Source organism: Hymenobacter sp. GOD-10R, assembly GCF_035609205.1.
In the GTDB taxonomy this organism is placed as follows: Bacteria; Bacteroidota; Bacteroidia; order Cytophagales; family Hymenobacteraceae; genus Hymenobacter.
Genome location: NZ_CP141184.1, coordinates 5,476,157 through 5,496,485 on the forward strand (window position 1 = coordinate 5,476,157; position 20,329 = coordinate 5,496,485).

A 20,329-nucleotide genomic window follows, 5' to 3' on the forward strand; every position below is an offset into this window, starting at 1 on the left:
GTACCTGTTAGCATCGGCCTAAGCTTGTAAGCCATGCAAGCGTGGATACTTTGCCGCTTCTGGCTTTTTCTTCTAAGCCTTGTTTGTACATATCATAGAGGAGCTGTTAACCTCAACTGAACCAGCAGATGGAGACCAATCCACTGGTTTTGTATTGATTATAGATATTTTAGAAAAATATCAGCACGACTACAAATATTTCTGGCGCATGCTAAAGTCCTAGAAACCAGTACACTTTTGCCTGAAAACTTCAGTGTTTAGAATTTTCTAATGAATAAATTACATTTATTACTAGTACTTTTATATTAACAAGAGTTCCCTATTGCCCAAACCAGTTTTTACTCATTTTATAGCAGATCTAAATGCTGCCTGCATTGCCAGATTTCTACAGTTAGACGACCTCCCTCTCACCTACCACCCCATCCTGGACCCGCTTGCACACCCATTTGCACAAAATGGGGTGAACGTTCTTGCCTGCTTTGCTGCAGGCAGGGTTTGACCTGTCTAAAAATCACTGAATTGCACGCCTATTACCGTATTAGCATATGAAGCAGAAACTTTTACTCATCCTATTTTTTCTTGGATTAGTCAGCAGGCAACAGTTGCTCGCTCAAGCACCGCCCACTGGCTTCTCTACTACCACTATCTCATCAAACTGGAACGAGGCAGTGGGGCTTACTTTTAATAAGGCGGGCACCCACATGTTTGTCTGGGAAAGACCTGGCAAGGTGTGGACGGAAGTAAACGGCCAGCGGACCTTAGTGCTCGACATCAGCGAGGAGGTAGGTGCCTGGCGCGACCTAGGTCTGCTGGGCTTTGCCTTACACCCGCAGTTTGACACCAACGGGTATATCTACTTGCTGTACACCGTCGACCGGCACCACCTGCTGAACTACGGCACGGCGCGCTACAATCCAACGTACGACGAGTACTACAACGCCACCATCAACCGCATAACGCGCTACACCGCCACTAAAACGGCGACTGGCTACACCGTAAACCCGGCTAGCCGCAAGGTGCTGCTCGGCGCTACGAAGGAAACGGGAGTGCCAGTGCTGCACATGAGTCACGGCCCCGGCAGCCTGGTGTTTGGCACCGATGGCAGCCTGTTTGTATCTGTGGGTGATGGCGCCAGCTACGAAAGCGCCGACGTAGGCAGCGCTAACGAATCATACTACCAGCAGGCCCTCGCCGACGGCATCATTCCGGCAGAGCAGAACGTGGGCGCACTGCGGTCCCAACAGATCGACAGCTACAACGGCAAGATCCTTCGGATAGATCCTGAAACCGGCAACGGACTCGCTACCAACCCTTTCTACCAAGCCAGCGCCCCTAACGCGGCACGCTCGAAGGTGTGGGCCCTCGGTTTGCGCAATCCGTTCCGTATCACGTTGAAGCCGGGTTCGGGCAGTGCCACCGACCCTGGGGTGTTGTACATCGGCGATGTGGGCTATGATACGTGGGAGGAAGTGAACATCGTCGTGCGTCCCGGCATGAACTTCGGCTGGCCTTTGTTCGAAGGCTTGACCAAGCAAGATTCTTATTGGGCTAAGAAAACAGCTAACCCGTATGCACCCACCGGCGCGACGGGCTGCGCGCAGCCTTACTTCTACTTTCAAGACCTCCTTCAGCAGGAAACGCCTACGGGCACCGCTTCCTTCACCAACCCGTGCGGCGGGGCCGTACCGGCTGGCGTTACCACGTTCGTGCACAGTCGGCCCGCTATCGATTGGCTGCACCAAGCTACTGGCCCATCGCGCACGGGCATCTTCACAGGTGGTACGGCCAGCGAAATCAACATTGGAGCACCGGGTTCTCCGGTGGCGGGGCCGCAGTTTGGCGGTAACTCGGGCATGGTCGGGACGTTTTACCCGCACACGGATTTTCCGCTGGAGTACCAGAATAATTGCTTTTTCGGCGACTACGCTAGCAGCTGGATTCGCACCCTGAGCACTGATAATGAAAACAAGCCCGTTGCCGTTCACAACTTCATCGACCAGGGGGCTGTTGTGGTAGGCATGGCCACGCACCCCACGGAAAACGGGTTGTACTACGTCAACTTTTGGCCGGGCGAAATCCGCAAAGTGGTGTACAACGCGCCGGCGGGCGTGGTGCCAGTGGCCGTCGCCTCGGCTGACAAGACGTATGGTCCTGGGCCGCTAACGGTGCAGTTTACCGGCAGCAACTCGCGCGACCCCGAAGGCCAGCAGCTTACCTATTTGTGGGATTTCGGTGATGGCACTACCAGCACCCTAACGAATCCTACGCATACTTTCCCAACGGGTGCTCCCACCAACTATACCGTCACGCTAACGGTGCGGGACAATGCTAGCAGCGGGCAAACAACACTGGTGATTTCGGCGAACAACACGCCCCCGCAAGTCACCATCACTAGCCCGGCACCCGGCACCAAGTATCCCCTGACGAGCCAGACGATCTACGACTTACGGGCCAACGTAACGGACCAGGAGCACGGCGCTGCGCAACTCTCCTATCAGTGGCAAACCGTGTTGCACCACGATAACCACGAACACCCGGAGCCCGTGGTGACATCGCCAGAAGCGAAGGCCACTATTTCGCCCCTGGGTTGCGGTTCCGAACCGTACTATTACCGCATCCTGCTAACCGTGACGGACGCCCTAGGCCTAGCGACCATGCAGGAAATACAGCTGTACCCCGATTGCACGTCGACGCCGGCTAACCAAATGCCTGTTGCCAATGCAGGCGCCGCTCAAACCATCACGTTGCCCACCGATTATGCGACGCTGACTGGCACCGCCAACGATCCGGATGGCACCATCGCCACTTACTCGTGGCGCCAGGTGAGCGGTCCCACGGATGCTAGCTTCAGCGACTCCACCGCTGCCCAAACGACCGTGAGCGGCTTGGCCACTGGCAGCTACGTATTCAGCCTCATAGCCACCGACAACCTAGGTATGGCCAGCCACCCGGCTGAGGTAACGGTGACGGTGAACCAAGGCAACGGCCTGCGCGAACCCGAAAACCCGGCCAACGCCGTGGGGGGCCTAGCTTACGAGTATTACGAAGGCTACTGGAATGCCCTTCCCGCTTTCGGCACGCTCACAGCCACCAAGACGGGCACTGTAACCGCGCCTACCTTGGCACCGGCGCTCCGCGACAACGGCTACGCCTTCCGGTACACCGGCTACATCACCGTGCCCACCGATGGGCAGTATACCTTCTATACCACTTCCGACGACGGATCTAAGCTCTACATCGGCTCCACGCAGGTGGTTGATAACGATGGCTTGCACGGCGACCAAGAAATAAACGGCACGATTGGGCTGAAGGCGGGTACGCACGCTCTTACCGTCACGTTCTTCGAGAATGATGGCGGGCAAAACCTACTAGTGAGCTACGCTGGACCGGGCTTGGCTAAGCAGCTCATTCCGGCCGCCGCTTACAAGCGCGTATCGAACACCACCGCGCCGGCCAACCAAGCCCCCGTGGCCAATGCCGGCGCCGCCACCAACATCACGCTGCCCACCAACTCCGTCATTTTGAACGGCAGCGGCACGGATGAGGACGGCACCATTGCCGCCTACGCCTGGACGCAAGTGAGCGGACCTAGCACGGCTACCTTCAGCAATGCCGCCGTGGCGCAGCCAACTATCACTAATCTAGTGGCCGGCAGCTACGTCTTTGGGCTAACTGTAACCGACAACCAGGGCGCCATCAGCACGCCGGCGCAGGTGACAGTGACGGTGAATGCCGCCCCCACAGCAGGGCTACGCACCCCCGAAAACCCTGCTAACGCCGTAGCAGGCCTCGACTACCAGTACTACGAAGGCTTCTGGGATGCATTGCCAGCCTTCAATACCCTATCGCCGCTGAAAACCGGCACCACCACGACCCCCGTGCTGACGGTGGCAGCGCGCGACTACGGCTACGCCCTGCAATACACTGGCTATATCACGGTGCCAACGGATGGGCAGTACACCTTCTACACCAGCTCCGATGATGGCTCCAAGCTCTACATCGGCTCCACGCAGGTGGTTGATAACGACGGTGGACACGACTTCCGGGAGCAGACTGGCACCATCGGTCTGAAAGCCGGTACGCATGCTTTCACCGTAAGCTTCTTCCAGAATGGCGGCGGCCAGAACCTCCTGGTGAGCTACGCCGGACCTGGCTTAGCGAAACAACAGATTCCGGCTACTGCCTACAAACGTGTATCGAACACCACCGTGCCGGTCAACCAAGCCCCCGTGGCGAATGCGGGCGCCAACCAGAGCATCACGTTGCCGACCAGCAGCACTACGCTCATCGGCAGTGGCACCGACGCCGATGGCACCGTGGCGAGCTACTTATGGACACAAGTGAGCGGACCTAGCACGGCTACGTTCAGCAGCAAGACCATCGCCCAACCTGTGCTCAGCGGCTTGGTTGCCGGCAGCTATGTGTTTAGCCTGGTAGTGACGGATAACCTAGGAGCTGTGAGCCAGGCAGCGCAAGTAACGGTGGCCGTAAATGCGGCCTCTAGCCTGCGCACACCGGAAAACCCCACGAACACTGTGGCAGGCCTCGACTACAAGTATTACGAAGGCTTCTGGAAAGCCGTCCCGGATTTCACGACCCTTACGCCCACCAAAACGGGCAACGCCACGGCCTTCGAGCTCACGGCGCAGCAGCGTGACTACGGCTTCTCGTTCCAATTCACGGGCTACGTGACCGTGCCCGCGGATGGGGTCTACGCCTTCTATACCAACTCCGACGACGGCTCCTTGCTGTACATTGGCAATACATTGGTAGTCAACAACGACGGCGCCCACGACAGCCGGGAAGTCAACGGCAGCATCGGCCTGAAAGCCGGTACGCACGCCTTCACCGTGGCCTACTTGCAAGATGCCGGCGGGCAAAACCTCCAAGTGAGCTTCGCCGGACCTAGCTTGGCCAAGCAGTTCATTCCCGCATCAGCCCTGAAGCGCCTCTCGGGAACTGCCAACCAAGCCCCGGTGGCTAACGCAGGCGCTGCCCAAACCATCACGCTACCAACGGCTACCGCAACCCTAAACGGCAGCGGCACGGACGCCGATGGCACGGTAGCTAGCTACTTGTGGACGCAAGTGAGCGGCCCCAACACCGCAACGTTCAGCAGCAAGACCACGGCTGCTCCTACCATTAGTGGACTAGTGGCTGGCTCGTATGTGTTCAGCCTAGTTGTCACCGACAACCTAGGTCTGGCCAGCGCCGCCGCGCAAGTAACCATTACGGTGAACGCAGCCCCTAGCAGCAATCAGGCGCCAGTGGCAAACGCTGGCCCCGCCCGTATCCTGACCTTACCGGCCAACTCGACGACGCTGGCGGGCAGCGGCACCGACGCGGATGGCACCGTGGCGAGCTACCTCTGGAGCCAGACGAGCGGCCCGAATACGGCGACGTTCAACAGCAAAACCGTGGCTCAGCCTGCCGTTAGCGGCTTGGTAGCGGGCACCTACGTGTTCAGCCTCGTGGTGACGGATAACCTAGGTCTGGCCAGCGCGGCCGCCTCTGTAACAGTGACGGTGAATGCCGCTTCCGGCCTGCGCGTGCCGGAGAACCCAGCTAACGCCTTGGCTGGCTTGGACTACAACTACTACGAAGGCTATTGGAACGCGCTGCCCACCTTTAGCACGCTCACCGCTACCAAGATTGGCACCGTGACGACGCCCTCGCTCACGCCGGCATTGCGCGACAACGGCTACGCCTTCCAGTACACCGGCTACGTGACGGTACCCACCGATGGGCAGTACACCTTCTACACCACCTCCGACGACGGCTCTAAGCTCTACATCGGCTCCCAGCTGGTAGTCGACAACGACGGCTTGCACGGCGACCAAGAGAAGTCGGGCACCATCGGCTTGCAAGCCGGTACGCACGCGCTGACCATCACGTTCTTCGAGAATGATGGCGGCCAGAACCTGCTAGTAAGTTACGCCGGACCTAGCTTGGCCAAGCAGCTCATCCCGGCTTCCGCTTACAAGCGCGTGCCCACGACGACCAACCAAGCGCCAGTGGCCAATGCGGGCGCCAACCGGAGCATCACGCTGCCCACGAACTCACTGGTTCTTAGCGGTAGCGCCACGGATGCCGACGGCCCGATTGCCGCCTACCTATGGAGCCAAGTAAGCGGCCCAAATACGGCAACCTTCAGCAGCAAAGCAGTAGCTCAACCCACCGTCAGCGGCTTGGTAGCCGGCAGCTACGTGTTCGGCCTGGTAGCCACTGACAACCTAGGAGCGACCAGCGCTATGAGTCAGGTTACCGTGACGGTGAATACGGCTTCCACCCTGCGTGTACCCGAAAACCCGGCCAATACAGTTGCTGGCCTCGACTACAAGTATTACGAAGGCTATTGGGATGCTTTGCCAAACTTCGCTAGCCTAACGCCGCTGCAGAGTGGCACCTCCACCACGGCCACCTTGGCAGTAGCCCCCCGGAACTACGGCTACGCGCTGTACTACACGGGCTACGTGACGGTGCCCACCGATGGGCTATACACCTTCTACACCAGTTCCGACGATGGCTCCCAGCTTTTCATCGGCTCCACCATGATTGTCAACAACGACGGCTCGCACGACACCCGCGAGCAATCGGGCACCATTGGGCTGAAGGCGGGTACGCACGCTTTCACGGTGACGTACTTCCAGAACGGCGGCGGGCAGGTGTTTACGGCCAGCTACCAAGGACCCAATATTGCCAAGCAAACCATTCCGGCAACGGCCTTACGGCGCGTAACCGGTGCGGCTGCCGTGGCTACCACGTCTGGGGCGGTACTGGCGCAAAAAGCTTCGGTTTCTGACCGTGCTACGCGCAATGTGCTGGAAGTATACCCCAACCCGCTGACGGAAAGCGGCACGGTGCACTTCCACACGCAGCAGGGCGGCAAAGCCCAGGTGTACTTGTACAATGAGCTAGGCTCGCTGGTCTCAACCCTTTACAATGCCGAGGTGGTGAGCGGGCAGGAATACTACTTGCCGCTACCCATAGCCGATCTGGCCAACGGCATGTACGTCTGCCGCTTGATCAGCAATGGCAAGGTGGAAAACCTGCGTATCACGGTTATCCGGTAAGCTCTAGCTTTTACTTACCTACCAAATGCAAAAGGGTGACCGGACTTAGTCCGGTCACCCTTTCTGTTTATCACAAGCTTATACCGCGGCTGTGGTGGCAGGCTAGCCTCTACACGGCCAGCAGGTGATTTCCAGCCTGCCGTACGGTCTCTTGCAAGTGAGCGTCGGCGGGCAGTACGAGCACCGGCACGGGGCTATGCAACACCACGTACGCCGTTACGCTACGGTGAAATAATGAGCCAATGAAGGTGTGCGGCCGGGCAATAACGGCCAGCCAATCGCCCCTTTGTTCGGCCACCGCCTGCAAGATTCCTTCTCCGGGTTCCTGCTGGCACAGGTGGCAGGTACGCACCGCTGGTAAGTCGCGCGTGAGGCCGGTGCGTTCCACCGACTCCCGAGCCCGCTCAGCCGTGTGCCGGGTAGCCGATTCGGTGATGTGCACTACCGTTAGCTGCGCTTGCAAGGTTTTCAACAGCTTGCGCACTGGTTCTACGTGAGCACCTAGGCTGAACCGGCCGCCATCAGCGGCAAGCAGTACGCGCTGCGGCAGTGTATCGGTGGTGGCCGTGGGGGGCACTACCAGCAACGGACACGCATGCAGGCGTAGCAGATTCAGGGCGGTGGTCGTCACCAGTTCGTCGGGCGTGTTCTCGGTTTCCGGCCGGCCCAGCACGATCAAGATGGGGTGATGCCGCTCTACGGCTTCCTGCACCACTTCTTCCACGCACCCAACGCCTATCTCAGCTACGGCCGGCACCGGCAAGTCGCGGATCAGGCTGTTCAGAGCAAGCGTCGTGGCTTCCTCGCTTACGTCGTCGGAGAGCTTACCCGTTAGCCGCTCAGGGTCGAGCCAAGAGGTGCGCTGCACGTGCAACAGCACGAGCCGCGCACCCATGAATTGAGCCAGCGTAGCCGCATAGTCCAGCGCTCGATTAGCGCTCGCAAAAAAATCAGTCAGGATGAGCAAGGTTGGAGTCATAGCTAGGCAACGCGTTGATGAACAGTCAAATTTGGCTGTTCTCCTAAGCCGCATTCCTGCGCCCCGTCAGGCCATTTCCTGACTTCCGTCAGGTGCTTACCTAGCGCTTGGCACGTGCTGTTCCGCTTACCTAGCTCAGTGCACATCCAGCACCTCGTGCACCAGTTGCCAATTGCTTTTCGCCCCACGCTTCCAGATGCGCAGAAACGGCCCTTTTTTGTCTTGCAGCTGTCCGTAGCCATAGGTAAAACCTAGGTCGCCGGAGGCCGCTACCACCGCCCGCGCGTCGGAATAAGTAGCAGGCTGGGTTTGGGTAGCGGCAAATGCGGTGGCCGCGGCGCCCACATAGGGCAAGCTCCCACTCCGGTAGAGCCGCACCGTTGGGCTGGCGGGCAGCACCGCTTTGTAGGCCGCCTGCAACGATTTGGTAGCAGCCAAGCGACCTAGGTTAGCCTCAGCGGCGAGCAGCTCTTGGCGGCGGGCGGCAGTGTCGATAGGCGCAACCTTTTGGGTAGAGACAGTTGGCGGCGTAAGCACGCTAGCATCGCTTGGCTGGCCGGGCGCCGCATGCGTGACACCCACATCGGCTACCACTTTCCACTCGCCGGTGCTGGTTTTGCGCCACACGCTGGTGAACTGCCCAAAGCCCACCGGCGCATCGGTGATGGTGCCGGGGCGCACTTCAAACGGACCCGTAGTATAACCGAAGTCGCCGGAGGCGGCAATGTCGGCGTACTGGGGCTGCCAGGAAAGTACGCCGGGCTGCACGGGCATCTTCTCAAACAAAGGTTTACCCAACTGATAGCGGCCCTTAACGATCACCAGGGCTTCGTCGGCGAGAAAGCGCGTGAAGCCCGCTTTGATGCCGTGCGCGCTGGTGAACTCAGAAAAAGCTCGTTCGGCTGACACCAACGCTTGATAGTCGCTGGGGGTAGGTTCGGGGCCTAGGCCGATGCGCAACCAGGGCGCACCGAGGTAGCTGGTAGCTGCCAGCAGCAGCGTCGCGAAAAGCTTGTTCATAGGAGTAGAGAAATAAGTGCGTGTGGCCCTGATAGTGACCTAGCTTGTGGCAGCGCTACCGAGCTTTTTGCCAGCAAGTTATCCTCTCCTATTACCACTGGGAAGCAGGAAATGACGGGTTGAGGAAAGCACCGTTTCAATCCTACTTTTTTGCGCTTCAATTGGCGGCACCATCAACCAACGATTGTCATTCCGAGCGGAGCGAGGAATCTGAGGAAACCAGCCTTGCAGTAAACCCAAATTCCTCGCTCCGCTCGGAATGACAATCGTTGGGCCGTAAAAAGCCGCGAAACACGGCACGCGGTTAAAACAGGGTTTTCCTCAATTCAACCTAGCCTTCCCCCAACCCGAGCGGCCGGCGCTTTTACTTGGCCTGCCCAAGAGATTATATTTGGTGAACAAGCCTCCCTGTGCATGAAAGCTCAACAAGTAGAACAACTGGATGACCGGTGGCTTCGGGTGAGCGGCGTGGCGTTTTTTGTGGGGCTGTCCATTTACACGTTCAAGGCCTACGAGCACCCGTTCAGCCTCGCTACCGTCAATCTTCTGATCGAATCTGTGGTCAACTCTACCGCCACCTGGGAGACGGACCGCTGGATTCTGAGGCGGTTTCAGCGCCGGTATCCGGCTTTGCAACAAGCTCGGAAGCGCCTGCTCCTAGCTATTCCGCTGTGCTGGCTCTGCAATGTGCTCATCGACTGGGCAGTTATGTGGGTCGTGGACGTAACGGGGTTCCGGCCGCCTTACCCGCGGGCCGTCTATCTGCAAACTATTACCAGCGGCTTGATCATCGCCTTTCTAATAACGGGCATTCAAGAGTCGGTGTACTACTTCTCGCGCTTGCTCCAGGCCGAAAAGGAGAAGGAACAGCTTCAGAAGGAAAATCTACAAACCCAGCTCGATAGCCTCAAAAAGCAGGTCAATCCACACTTCCTGTTCAATAGTCTCAACACCCTCTCCTACCTCATCGGCGAGGATGCGGAGAGGGCTGAGGAGTTTCTGGATGAGATGTGCAAAGTGTACCGCTATCTGCTGCGCAACAACGAAAACGAGCTGACCAACCTCGCGACCGAGCTGCAATTCATCCGCTCCTACTTTCACCTGCTCAAAACCCGCTACGGCGACAGCCTGCACCTCGACCTAGCTATTGAGCCTCGCTACGAGCAAAGCTTGCTGCCCTCACTCACCTTGCAGCTGCTGGTGGAAAACGCGGTGAAGCACAACGTTATCCACAAAGATTATCCACTGACGGTGCACATCAGCACCCAACCCAACGGGCTGCTGATGGTGCGCAACAACCTGCAAAAGAAGGTGCAGCACGTGGCCTCCAACCAAGTGGGCCTCAGCAATATTGCCAGCAAGTTCAACCTGCTGAAACAGCCCGAAATTGAGGTAATGCAGACGGATACCGAGTTCATGGTGACCGTGCCGCTCATTCAAGCCAACCCCTAAGTTTTTCCTTTCGCCCTGCATTCTACGCGTCGATTCCTATGAAAATCCTGATCGTTGAAGACGAAGAAATGGCCGTGAAAAAGCTCACCAAAACCCTGACGGCCGTAGAACCCGACGCGGAAGTGGTGGGCGTGGCCGGCAGCATTCGCGAAACGGTGGCGTGGCTGAAAGCGCACCCGGCGCCCGAGCTGATCCTGATGGACATTGAGCTAGCCGACGGGCAAAGCTTCCAGATTTTTGAGGAAACGGAGGTCAGAAGCACGGTCGTGTTCACCACTTCCTACGACGAATACGCCATTAAAGCGTTCAAGGTCAACAGCATCGACTACCTACTCAAGCCCATTCAGAAGGAAGACTTGCGGGCGGCGCTAGATAAGTTTTCGCAGGTAAAGTCCTTGTACCGGGGCCACGATGCGGCGCCCGAACCGGCCCTAAATGTCAGCAGCCTGATTCGGGAGTTGCAGCAGCTTCAGCCCAAGGAATACCGCCAGCGCTTCCTGGTGCAGTATGCGCAGAAGCTGGTTTCCGTTGAGACCCATCAGATTGCTTACTTCTACAGCGACGAGCGCCTGAACTTATTTAAGACCACCGATGGTAAGAAGATGGTGGTGGATTACTCGCTCGATGAACTGGAAGCCATGCTCGACCCGGCTAGGTTCTTCCGCATCAGCCGGTCGTTCTTGGTTTCCATCGACAGCGTGGAGCAGATCGAGCCGTATTTCGGCAACCGCTTGGCCTTGCACCTCAGACCTAGCCTCGATAAGGAGGTGATTGTAAGTCGGGAGAAACTGACGCCTTTTAAAACCTGGATGGGCAAGTAGCGCCTAGCGAATCTGTCGCCAACGTCCTCTCTTTCTTTACTATAGGAGCCCGCTGACGCGGGCTTTTGCATTACTGCTTGCTACGCCGTTTTCTTCAAAAAGTCAGAATTCCGCAGTTCAGATAATGCATTCCTCAATTCAGACAAGAAGTCGTTTCCAGGCGCATCGGCACGCTATAGTTTTACAACAGTGCATATCGGCGGGCTAGCTCACATCAATATGCGATTGTAGCCTCTGCCTACACGCCGGTACTTTGTGGGCATCTACTGGGCCCGCACGATTGCCACTTAACCCATTACCATGCGACCTATTCCCGAATCATTTTCCGAACCCTAGCTCCTATCCGCCATGAAAACATTCTTCCTTTCCGCCCTCAGTTTTCTTTTGTTGTCGCCCTGCTTTTCCACGCAGGCCACGGCCCAAACCCCACCAACCACCGCCTCGCTGCCCGGCTACTGGAACGTGGAAGCCAACCGCTGCACCCAGAAATACGCCATCGTGCGCTTCTACAACGACCAGCACGAGCTGGTGCACGAAGCCCGCATCGCCAACCAGCAGCTCGCCTTGAATCGGCGGCGCATGGGTTCCCGCACCGTGCAACAGCTCAACGTGGCCCTGCAAGACGTGCTGCGCAAGGCGCAGGGGAACATCAACACCGCCGTCGTGCCGAACCTACCGCGCTAAAAGCGACCAGACTTTCGGCTTGGCGCAGGAGCGCACCGCGGCACCTAGCATTGCTTGTCGAAAGTCCCTTTTCCTACTCACCTACTTCATGAAACGCTTCGCTGCCCTCCTGCTCCTGCTTTCGCTTGCAACGTACGTGGCTAACGCCCAAGCATTACCGCGCCGCCCGTACGTGGGCATTGGCTTACAGGGCATCAACGACAGTCTGCAACGGCGCTACAAGCTGCCCAACAAGAACGGTATTTTCGTCCGCGACGTGCGGGCGCAGTCCTCGGCCCTGGCTGCCGGCTTGCAGCCCCACGACATCATCGTGCAGGTAGATAAGCACGAGCTAGGTCCGGAGGTAGGCCCGTTTGTCAGCCTGCTCAAGCAGTACCGCACCGGCGACAAGAGCACGTTTACGGTGCTGCGCGACGGCAAGAAGCTTCGTAAGCAGGTGGTGTTCACGGCGTTTCCGCAGGAGAAAAGCGCGTTGTACGAGGCCCAGTATTCGTCGGTGCAAGTGGGCGGCAACCAGCTCCGCACCATCATCACCAAACCCAAAGGCAGCAAGCAGCAGAAGTTTCCGATGGTGCTGTTTATTCAGGGCGTGGGCTGCTTTTCCGTCGACAACCCGCTTTCGCCCGCCGAATCCACCAACCGCATCATCGATTCGCTTTCGCGCCACGGCTACGCCACCATGCGCGTCGACAAAACCGGCATGGGCGACAGCAAAGGCATTCCGTGCCTCGAATCGGACTTCCAAACGGAGGCCAACGGCTACAAAGCCGGCCTAGCTTCCATCCAGAAACTCGACTTCGTTGATCAGCAAAACATCTTTATCACCGGCTTCAGCATTGGTGGCATCATGGCGCCTTTGGTGGCCGAGGGGCAACCGGTGAAAGGCGTGGTGGTGTACGGCACGGCCAGCCGCAACTTCATCGAGTACGCCTTGCAGAACAAGCGCAACCAAGCCCAGCTGCAACAGCTGCCCTACGACTCCATCACGAACCTGATGAAGACCTACACGGCGGCCTTGCACCTGCTGCTCACCGAAAAGCAAACGCCCGCCCAGGTGCTGGCTAAGTACCCCAATGCCAAGCCGTTGATTTCCTTTCCGCAGCACTACACCTACATGCAGCAGTGGCAGGAAGTGAACCTAGCCGCCGCCTGGAAAAAGCTCAACACCCGCGTGCTCGCCCTACGCGGCGCGGCCGATTACATCTCCTACAACGAAGACCACCAGCTGATTGTGGACATCGTGAACCGCGAGCATCCCGGCCAAGCCACGTTCCAGCTCCTGCCAAACGTCGACCACGGGTTTGTGAAGGCCAAAGACCAGCAAGAAAGTATGCGCCTCGCCGATGCGGCTAATCCGGAGCGCAATTTCGAATTCATGAACGTGATACTGCGCTGGCTGGATAGTCAGCGCCAAGTGCAAGGCTGAGCACTGCCCCAAAAAGCTAGCCTACCAACCCTCTGACTTACACTGCTCGGCCGGATTTGCAATCCGGCTGTCGGGAGTTGGGGATTTGCAATCCCCGCCCGCAACGCGGGCAATGACGCGAGAACATTCCCAAACGGCGCGGCTCCGGCGGATTACAAATCCGCAGCCCCCAACAGCCGGATTGCAAATCCGGCCGAGCAGCCGCAGCCCATCAACACCTTGACTTTCAACTACAAGCTAGGTCCACTTTCGGACTGAAGGGAGAAGCTAGGCCTCGCGCGCTTCTTCGGCTTGATCATAACGCCCTTCTCTACCTCTCCACTCTTCCTTCTTCTTTTTGCTATGAAAAAGACTTTGTACCACCTCACCTTTGCCGCGCTGAGCCTCTGCGCGACGGCCACGGCCTCCGCCCAAAGCCTGCCCAACGGGAACTTCGAAAACTGGGCGGAGCGCCACGGCGCCGAGCAACCCGTCGACTGGTCGACGACCGACGACTGGCTGCATGAGCTAGGAACGCCGGTGGTCACCGAAACCGTGAGCAAAACCACTGAGAAGCACAACGGCAGCTTCGCCGTGAAGCTAGAGAATAAGCTACTTGGGGGATTGGTGCCCGTGCCAGGCATGCTTTCGGTGGGCAAAGTACCCGACTTTGGGGCCGATGAGCTAGGTGGTATTCCGTTCACGAGCCGCCCTTCGCACTTCCAGTTTCACTACAAGCAAACCGGCACCAACATCGCTGCCGACTCGGCGCACGTGGTGGTGGCTCTTACGCGCACCGTGAACGGCCAGCGGGTGGTAGTAGCCGGCGCCGACTCCCTGCTGCTGGCCGGACCTAGCGCCTACACCCTCATGCGGTTGCCGCTTCAGTACCAATCTCGGCTAGCGCCCGATTCCGTTTTTGTTCTGTTTCAGTCGGCTATGGGCGAAAACTACACGGCGGGCAATGCGCTCTATCTCGATGACATCGCCTTTACCAGCGACGTGACGGCCGCGCACGATGCGAAGCTAGCCGCCGCCCTCCAGGTGTACCCCAACCCCAGCACGTCGGGCCTATTCACGCTAACCACGCAGGGCCACGACGCTGGCTTTGTCCAAGCGAGCCTCACCGTAACCGACGCGCAAGGCCGCACCGTGTTGCGCCAAGCCGCCGCCAGCACCCCGGCGCGCACCCTCGATTTGCAGGACCAGCCCGCCGGCCTCTACCTGCTGCGCCTCGATACGCCCCAGGGGGTTGTTGTGCGCCGCTTGGTGAAGGTTTAGGCTCTCGCACCTAGGTAGTTCCGCGCCCTTTCTGCCGGGCTACCTAGGTACCTAGCCTCGCTCTGCTCTTTTGCTTTTCCACTCTTCCTGTTTGCTCCAATACCCGCGACTTACCAGCCGCGCAGGGGCGCTTTTGCTCTACTCGCCAACCTTTCCAACTTGTTTCTGCTATGAAAACCTTTGTAAAGCCGCTGTTCTTGCTGCTGACTCCCCTTGCCTTCTTTGCTAGCTCCTGCAAAGACGACCCCGCCATCGAGCCTAAACCGGAAGACCCCATTACGGAGGAGCCGGCAGTCATCCCCAACACACCCGTCACGCCCATTCCGGAGGAAATGGCCGGCACCTGGTACGCCGACCTCAACGAGGGCCCGCTGACCCTGAACTGGGAGCAAGGCACCTTCCAGGGTGAGCAGGGTTTCAAGGAGTTCCGCACCATGGTGTTTGCCGCCGACGGCAAAAACGCTGTGGAATACACCACCGAAGTGATGAACTCCGGCGATGAGGTGAAACGCTATTTCTACAAGCTCACCGGCACCTTAGAGTACAAAACCAACCCTGGCTCGTTGCGCTTTCACGCCCAATCAGGCAAGATGCGCGTGTTCAGTAATAAGTACTCGGGCTACAAGGAATCCAGCATCATCGCCAAAGACCTGAAATCGTACTTCAGCCTCTTGGTTGACCCCGAGGCCACCACCTTCACCTCGGCCACCAACTACCTGGATGCCAAGCGCAACGATGGCGGCAACCAGTACTCGGTGCGCTACCGCAAAGTAGGCAGCGGCACCACCCCTACACCCAGCGGGCCCTTGTCGCAGCCGCCGACCACGGGCACTTATGTCAAGATTGGCAACCTCTACTACCCCACCGCCACCATCGGCGACCTAGAGTGGACGACTGTGAACTACGCCGGACCGGGCGGCATCAAGGATTCTGACAAGCCGCAGTACGGCACCTTCCTCAAGTTCGCCGATTTGCCCAACATCCAGGTGCCGGCCGGCTGGCGCATCCCGACCAAGCAGGACTACGTGAAGCTCATCAAGTCGCAGGGCATCCCTTACGACGAGTACCTGGAGTCGACAGATGGGGAAGATCTGCAATCGAAGCGCTTGCTGGGCCAATTGATGGCTAGCACGGGTTGGCTCAAGCAAGACGGCTACGCCAATAATAAGTCGGGCTTCAATGCCGTGCCCGCCAACCTGCGCGTGCTTTCCGGCAACCCGCACGGCGAAGGCGCCAACTGCCTGCTCTGGACCTCCGAACGGCAAGCCGACGACACACCGCTGGCCTTCAAAATCATTCAGCTTCCGAGCGACACCTACGCCCGATTTGGCGGATACCCGGTGGGCTACAATCCGCCCCACTTGCCGGTACGCTTCGTGAAGAATAAGTAAGAAAAACACGTAACCACGAGCGCCATTTTCCGCTGCTAGCGTCTACCGCGAGCAGGGAACGTGGCGCTCGTTGTGCGTTCTATAAGCAGCTTACCGGGCCTGCTTTCACTTTTATAGAATTGGAATGCAGGCGAAGCTAGCTTCTCATTTGGCTTCGCGTACGTCGCGGACCAACAGCTGGAAAGCACGGGTTACTTCCACAGTATCCATGCTGGTTGCTACGCTGTGAAAGCCTTGCGCCAACCGCTGCCGCGCCCGGGTGCGGTCGGCGTAGACGAAGCAGAACTTGCCGGCCACTTGGCACGCGGTCAAGATGCGTTGGAGCGCCGCTTGCATCACATCGGCCTCAAACTGAGCGGGTATGCCTAGGGCAATAGAGAGGTCAAACGGGCCAATGAACAGGCCGTCGACCCCAGCTAGGTTCACTATTTCCTCCACGTTGTCTAGGCACTCGCGCGTTTCGCACTGGGGCAAGATCAGGATTTCCCGATTACAGCTTTCCAGGTATTGCGGCAGGTCTTGCAACTCAGGCGAGTAGGTGAAGGCTGAGGCCCGCGACGGGCCAAAGCCTCGCTCGCCGAGCGGCGCGTACTTGCCATAGCGCACCACGTTGCGGACCTCCTCCACGGTCTTGATGGCCGGAATAACAAGCCCCTGCGCGCCTTGATCGAGCAGGTTCATCACCGATGCGCGGGAATTATCCTTGATGCGAACCAGCGGCGTGAGGTGGTGCCGCTCGGCGGCCAAGATCTGCGCGCCAGCATCCGCTACGCTTCCAGGTCCGTGTTCCAGGTCCAGCACTACATAGTCGAGGCTGGCTAGGGCGAGGCATTCAATAATGGTCGTGCCGCCGAGCTGCACGAAGGTGCCTAGGGTGGGTTCGCCCTGCTGCAATTTTGCGCGAAGTGTGTTGTGCATCCGGGTTCGGTAGCTGGTGTTGGTGGGCGCAAGATGGTGATTTGCTCCCGACACTTGGCTACCTAGGCCGGTTTATACACTGTACGGACCGAACACGCCTTGGCTTTTAGGAATTAATCTTGCGCAGCAGCAGGGGCGCAATGGCTTCGTCGTCGGGCAAGCCTTGGTGACGCCACAGCTCAATGCCTTGGCGCAGAAACACAAAGGCCGGCAGCTCGGTGGCGTGGAAGCTGCTCACCACGGCCGGGTGGCTTGCTTCGTTGATGCGCAAAATGCGAATGGCCGGCGCTAGCAAGGTTTGCAGGCGGTCGAGGGAGGCGTTGGTGCTGGCGAGCTGCGATGATTTACCTTCGCCGTGGGCCGGGGGCAGCAGCACGAGCAGCACGTCGGTGGTAGCAGCTTGCCGCGGTGGTTCGAGTTGGGAGAAGGGCATCGGTTTTCAGGAGTTGTAGTAATGCAAAATTGCTGGCACTGCGGCCCTTTTTCCCTGATGCGCGTCAGGCCAATAGCTGATATTTGTCAGGCCCTGAATGCGGCGATGTGCGGAACTTTGCCTACCTAGCTTGCCCAGGCTTGTCTTACCTTCCTCTTGTTTCTGTATGTCTCTTGCTCCGTTTACGAATGCCCTGACCGACATTCTGTTCAACCAAGCCAAAGAGTTCGTCGGTATTTATGACGTGACGCTGGGCTGGTTTGTGCGGGTCAACCAAGCGGGCATTGGGCTGCTAGGGTACCCGTCGGAGCAGGCCTTTTTAGCCGAGCCGAGCCGCACGTTGCGCACCGAGCCGTTGTCGGACGAAGGCTGGGCTAGCTTGCAAAAAGAGGTTATACAGAACGGTCATTACGAAGTAGAAGCGGAAATAAACCGGCAGAATGGCCTAGCCTTTTGGGGGCTGATTGAGCTCACGTACTTCTCGCTGGAAGACCGACCGTTTTTTCTGGTGCGCCTCACCGAGCAAAGCCGCTTGCAGCAAGCCGAGCGGGAGCTGGCCCAAAGCGTCAACCGCTTCGAGGCGGTGGTGGCCAACGCGACCATTGGCATCATTGTGTGCGACCGGCAAGGGCAAATTATTTCAGCCAACCACACCTTGAATCAGCTTTTTGGCTACAAGCACGATGAGCTGTTAGGCCAGCCCATCGAGGTATTGGTACCTAGGTCGGTGAGTAGCCGCCACGAGCAGCTGCGCCATTCTTTCAATGCCAATCCTTCGGTGCGAGCCATGGGCGCCCACAGCGGCGACTTGCTGGCCCGCCGCCAAGACGGCACCGAGTTTCCCGTGGAGGTCAGCCTCAGCTACTTCCACCTCGACGAGGAGCTGTACGTGGTGTCCTACATCGTCGATATCACCTTTAAGAAGAACGCCGAGCGGGAACTGATTGCCCAGCGCCAGCGCGTGGAGCGCCTGAACGCCGAGCTGGAGCAGAAGGTCGTGGACCGCACCCACGCCCTCATGACCACGCTCGAACAGCTCGAACAGCGCACCCAGGAGCTCACCAAAGCCCTGGCCGCCGAGCAAGAGCTAGGGGAGCTGAAATCGAGGTTCGTGTCGATGGCTTCGCACGAGTTTCGCACCCCGCTCACGGCCGTACTAACCTCGGCCACGCTCATCGAGAAATACCCCGGCAGCGACCAGCAAGACAAGCGCCTGAAGCACTTGCAGCGCATTCGCGCCTCGGTGATGCACCTGAATGACATTCTGGAAGAGTTTCTGTCGGTGGGCCGCATTGAGGAAGGGAAGATCGAAGCGAAGCCCATGCGCTTGACCATCGACGCGCTGCTGAGCGACACGATTGCCGATGTGCAAGGCTTGTTAAAAGCTAGGCAGACGATTGATAAAGAGGCTTTCTGTAGCAAACCCGTGTGGCTCGATCCGTCGCTGCTGCGCAAGATCTTGGTCAACCTACTTTCCAATGCCATCAAGTATTCGGGCGAGGGCTCGGTGGTGACGGTGCGAGCTAGGTGCACCGATCAGCTGCTGACCCTGACGGTGCAGGACCAAGGCGTGGGTATCTCCCGCGAAGACCAGGAGCACTTGTTTGAGCGGTTCTTCCGGGCCCGCAACGTGACCAATATTCCGGGTACGGGGCTAGGTCTGTACATCATCGGCCGATACCTGGAATTAATGAACGGCACTATTTCTTTGCAAAGCGAGCTGAACGTGGGCACCACCGTCACCATCACCATTCCCTATGAAAACCATTCTGCTGATTGAAGACAACGAGCTGATTCGCGAAAACACCGCCGAGATTTTGGAGTTAGCGGGCTATGCGGTCGTCACGGCAGAAAACGGCAAGCTAGGCGTAGAACAAGCCCTAGCCCAGCGCCCCGACCTAGTTATCTGCGACATCATGATGCCGGTGCTCGACGGCTACGGCGTGCTGAACATCTTCAACCAAAATCCGCAGCTAGCCGGCGTGCCGTTCATCTTCCTGACGGCCAAAACCGAGCGCACCGACATGCGCCGCGGCATGGAGCTAGGAGCCGACGACTACCTCACCAAGCCCTTCGATGAAACCGAGCTGCTCAGCGCCGTAACGGGTCGCCTGAACCGCTTCCGCCACCTCAAGCCCGACTACGATCTGCAAGCCGAAGGCCTCGATGAGTTCTTGGAAGACGCCAAACAGGTAGCCAACCTAGAAAGCCTGTCGGCCGACCGCAAGGTGCACGTGGTGCGCAAGAAGCAGGACATCTATGTGGAAGGCGACGAGCCGACGCGGCTGTATTTTGTGAAATCGGGCCGGGTAAAAACGGTAAAAACCACCGGCGCCGGCAAGGAGTTGATTACCGGTATCTATAACCCTGGCGAGTTTTTCGGCTACATGGCCTTGCTCGAACAAACGCCCTACAGCGACTCCGCCGTGGCCGTGGACGACTCGGAGCTGGTGTACATTCCGAAGCAGGATTTCCTGCAACTGCTCACGCGCAACCCCGAAGTGGGGCAGCACTTCATTCGCCTGCTAGCCGGGCGCGTGAGCGAGCGGGAGCAGCAGCTGCTCGACATGGCCTACAACTCCATCCGCCGCCGTGTGGCCGACACGCTGCTGCGCCTGCACGAGCAAGCCGACCTAGCTTCGCCCACCATCCAGCTCTCCCGCGAAGACATGGCCGCCATGATCGGCACCGCCTCCGAGTCGCTGATTCGCACCTTGAGCGAGTTCAAGCAGGCGGGCTATATTGAAGTAACGCCGAAAAGCATCCGGGTTTTGCAGCCGGAAAAGCTGCGCACGGCACACTGGTAAGCTAGGTAGAAGATGACCGTTCTAACAGGCTCGCTCTGCCGCCCACCGGTCGCACGCCTGGATCG

At 58.5% G+C, this 20,329-nt stretch carries 13 protein-coding genes; 9 read left to right on the top strand and 4 right to left on the bottom strand.

The genetic code is table 11. The features are described from left to right. Nucleotides 1-545 precede the first annotated feature (545 nt). A complete protein-coding gene (locus SD425_RS21840) occupies nt 546-7,073 on the top strand; it encodes a PKD domain-containing protein (protein ID WP_324672211.1) in 6,528 nt (2,175 codons plus the stop codon). A gap of 109 nt (nt 7,074-7,182) precedes the next feature. Here SD425_RS21840 and SD425_RS21845 read toward each other — a convergent pair whose 3' ends face one another. Together SD425_RS21845 and SD425_RS21850 are read right to left on the bottom strand one after the other, a co-directional pair. Then, complete coding sequence (locus SD425_RS21845) at nt 7,183-8,052, bottom strand: universal stress protein (RefSeq protein WP_324672213.1); 870 nt, start codon at nt 8,050-8,052, stop codon at nt 7,183-7,185. A 135-nt stretch (nt 8,053-8,187) separates the two neighbouring features. Further along, complete coding sequence (locus SD425_RS21850) at nt 8,188-9,072, bottom strand: hypothetical protein (protein WP_324672215.1); 885 nt, start codon at nt 9,070-9,072, stop codon at nt 8,188-8,190. 414 nt (nt 9,073-9,486) lie between these two features. On the opposite strand from SD425_RS21850, the gene SD425_RS21855 reads away from it, so the two are divergent. The 6 genes from SD425_RS21855 (at nt 9,487) to SD425_RS21880 (ending at nt 16,106) form a co-directional block, all read left to right on the top strand. After that, a complete protein-coding gene (locus SD425_RS21855) occupies nt 9,487-10,524 on the top strand; it encodes a histidine kinase (protein ID WP_324672217.1) in 1,038 nt (345 codons plus the stop codon). Between the two features lie 38 nt (nt 10,525-10,562). Next, complete coding sequence (locus SD425_RS21860; protein WP_324672219.1) at nt 10,563-11,345, top strand: LytTR family DNA-binding domain-containing protein; 783 nt, start codon at nt 10,563-10,565, stop codon at nt 11,343-11,345. 348 nt (nt 11,346-11,693) lie between these two features. Further along, nucleotides 11,694-12,029 carry a hypothetical protein gene (locus SD425_RS21865; RefSeq protein ID WP_324672221.1) on the top strand — a complete coding sequence of 112 codons (336 nt, stop codon included), beginning with the start codon at nt 11,694-11,696 and terminating at the stop codon, nt 12,027-12,029. An 88-nt stretch (nt 12,030-12,117) separates the two neighbouring features. Then, nucleotides 12,118-13,455: a CocE/NonD family hydrolase gene (locus tag SD425_RS21870; RefSeq protein ID WP_324672223.1), complete on the top strand. Its 1,338-nt coding sequence runs from the start codon at nt 12,118-12,120 to the stop codon at nt 13,453-13,455. Nucleotides 13,456-13,797: 342 nt separating this feature from the next. Continuing rightward, a complete protein-coding gene (locus SD425_RS21875) occupies nt 13,798-14,715 on the top strand; it encodes a T9SS type A sorting domain-containing protein (protein WP_324672225.1) in 918 nt (305 codons plus the stop codon). 170 nt (nt 14,716-14,885) lie between these two features. Continuing rightward, nucleotides 14,886-16,106 carry an FISUMP domain-containing protein gene (locus tag SD425_RS21880; protein WP_324672228.1) on the top strand — a complete coding sequence of 407 codons (1,221 nt, stop codon included), beginning with the start codon at nt 14,886-14,888 and terminating at the stop codon, nt 16,104-16,106. 144 nt (nt 16,107-16,250) lie between these two features. Here the strand turns inward: SD425_RS21880 and SD425_RS21885 are convergent, their stop codons facing one another. Together SD425_RS21885 and SD425_RS21890 are read right to left on the bottom strand one after the other, a co-directional pair. Then, nucleotides 16,251-17,024 (bottom strand): HpcH/HpaI aldolase family protein, encoded by a 774-nt coding sequence (locus SD425_RS21885; protein WP_324672230.1) that lies wholly within the window; start codon nt 17,022-17,024, stop codon nt 16,251-16,253. A 106-nt stretch (nt 17,025-17,130) separates the two neighbouring features. Then, nucleotides 17,131-17,457, bottom strand: coding sequence for a thioredoxin (locus SD425_RS21890; protein WP_324672233.1), 327 nt, complete (start codon nt 17,455-17,457; stop codon nt 17,131-17,133). 166 nt (nt 17,458-17,623) lie between these two features. Here SD425_RS21890 and SD425_RS21895 point away from each other — a divergent pair, with 166 nt between their 5' ends. Both SD425_RS21895 and SD425_RS21900 read left to right on the top strand, forming a co-directional pair. Continuing rightward, on the top strand, nt 17,624-19,237 hold the full coding sequence (locus tag SD425_RS21895; protein ID WP_324672235.1) for a PAS domain-containing sensor histidine kinase: 1,614 nt from the start codon (nt 17,624-17,626) through the stop codon (nt 19,235-19,237). Further along, on the top strand, nt 19,215-20,264 hold the full coding sequence (locus SD425_RS21900) for a response regulator (protein ID WP_324672237.1): 1,050 nt from the start codon (nt 19,215-19,217) through the stop codon (nt 20,262-20,264). The genes SD425_RS21895 and SD425_RS21900 overlap by 23 nt, the downstream gene beginning before the upstream one ends. Nucleotides 20,265-20,329 lie beyond the last annotated feature (65 nt).

What these genes read in the sequence shown, in the direction of transcription:
- SD425_RS21855 (WP_324672217.1), top strand. Translation starts at nt 9,487, where the DNA reads ATGAAAGCTCAACAAGTAGAACAACTGGATGACCGGTGGCTTCGGGTG.
- SD425_RS21890 (WP_324672233.1), bottom strand. Translation starts at nt 17,457, where the DNA reads ATGCCCTTCTCCCAACTCGAACCACCGCGGCAAGCTGCTACCACCGAC.
- SD425_RS21900 (WP_324672237.1), top strand. Translation starts at nt 19,215, where the DNA reads ATGAAAACCATTCTGCTGATTGAAGACAACGAGCTGATTCGCGAAAAC.
- SD425_RS21895 (WP_324672235.1), top strand. Translation starts at nt 17,624, where the DNA reads ATGTCTCTTGCTCCGTTTACGAATGCCCTGACCGACATTCTGTTCAAC.
- SD425_RS21885 (WP_324672230.1), bottom strand. Translation starts at nt 17,024, where the DNA reads ATGCACAACACACTTCGCGCAAAATTGCAGCAGGGCGAACCCACCCTA.
- SD425_RS21845 (WP_324672213.1), bottom strand. Translation starts at nt 8,052, where the DNA reads ATGACTCCAACCTTGCTCATCCTGACTGATTTTTTTGCGAGCGCTAAT.
- SD425_RS21870 (WP_324672223.1), top strand. Translation starts at nt 12,118, where the DNA reads ATGAAACGCTTCGCTGCCCTCCTGCTCCTGCTTTCGCTTGCAACGTAC.
- SD425_RS21880 (WP_324672228.1), top strand. Translation starts at nt 14,886, where the DNA reads ATGAAAACCTTTGTAAAGCCGCTGTTCTTGCTGCTGACTCCCCTTGCC.
- SD425_RS21850 (WP_324672215.1), bottom strand. Translation starts at nt 9,072, where the DNA reads ATGAACAAGCTTTTCGCGACGCTGCTGCTGGCAGCTACCAGCTACCTC.
- SD425_RS21865 (WP_324672221.1), top strand. Translation starts at nt 11,694, where the DNA reads ATGAAAACATTCTTCCTTTCCGCCCTCAGTTTTCTTTTGTTGTCGCCC.
- SD425_RS21840 (WP_324672211.1), top strand. Translation starts at nt 546, where the DNA reads ATGAAGCAGAAACTTTTACTCATCCTATTTTTTCTTGGATTAGTCAGC.
- SD425_RS21875 (WP_324672225.1), top strand. Translation starts at nt 13,798, where the DNA reads ATGAAAAAGACTTTGTACCACCTCACCTTTGCCGCGCTGAGCCTCTGC.
- SD425_RS21860 (WP_324672219.1), top strand. Translation starts at nt 10,563, where the DNA reads ATGAAAATCCTGATCGTTGAAGACGAAGAAATGGCCGTGAAAAAGCTC.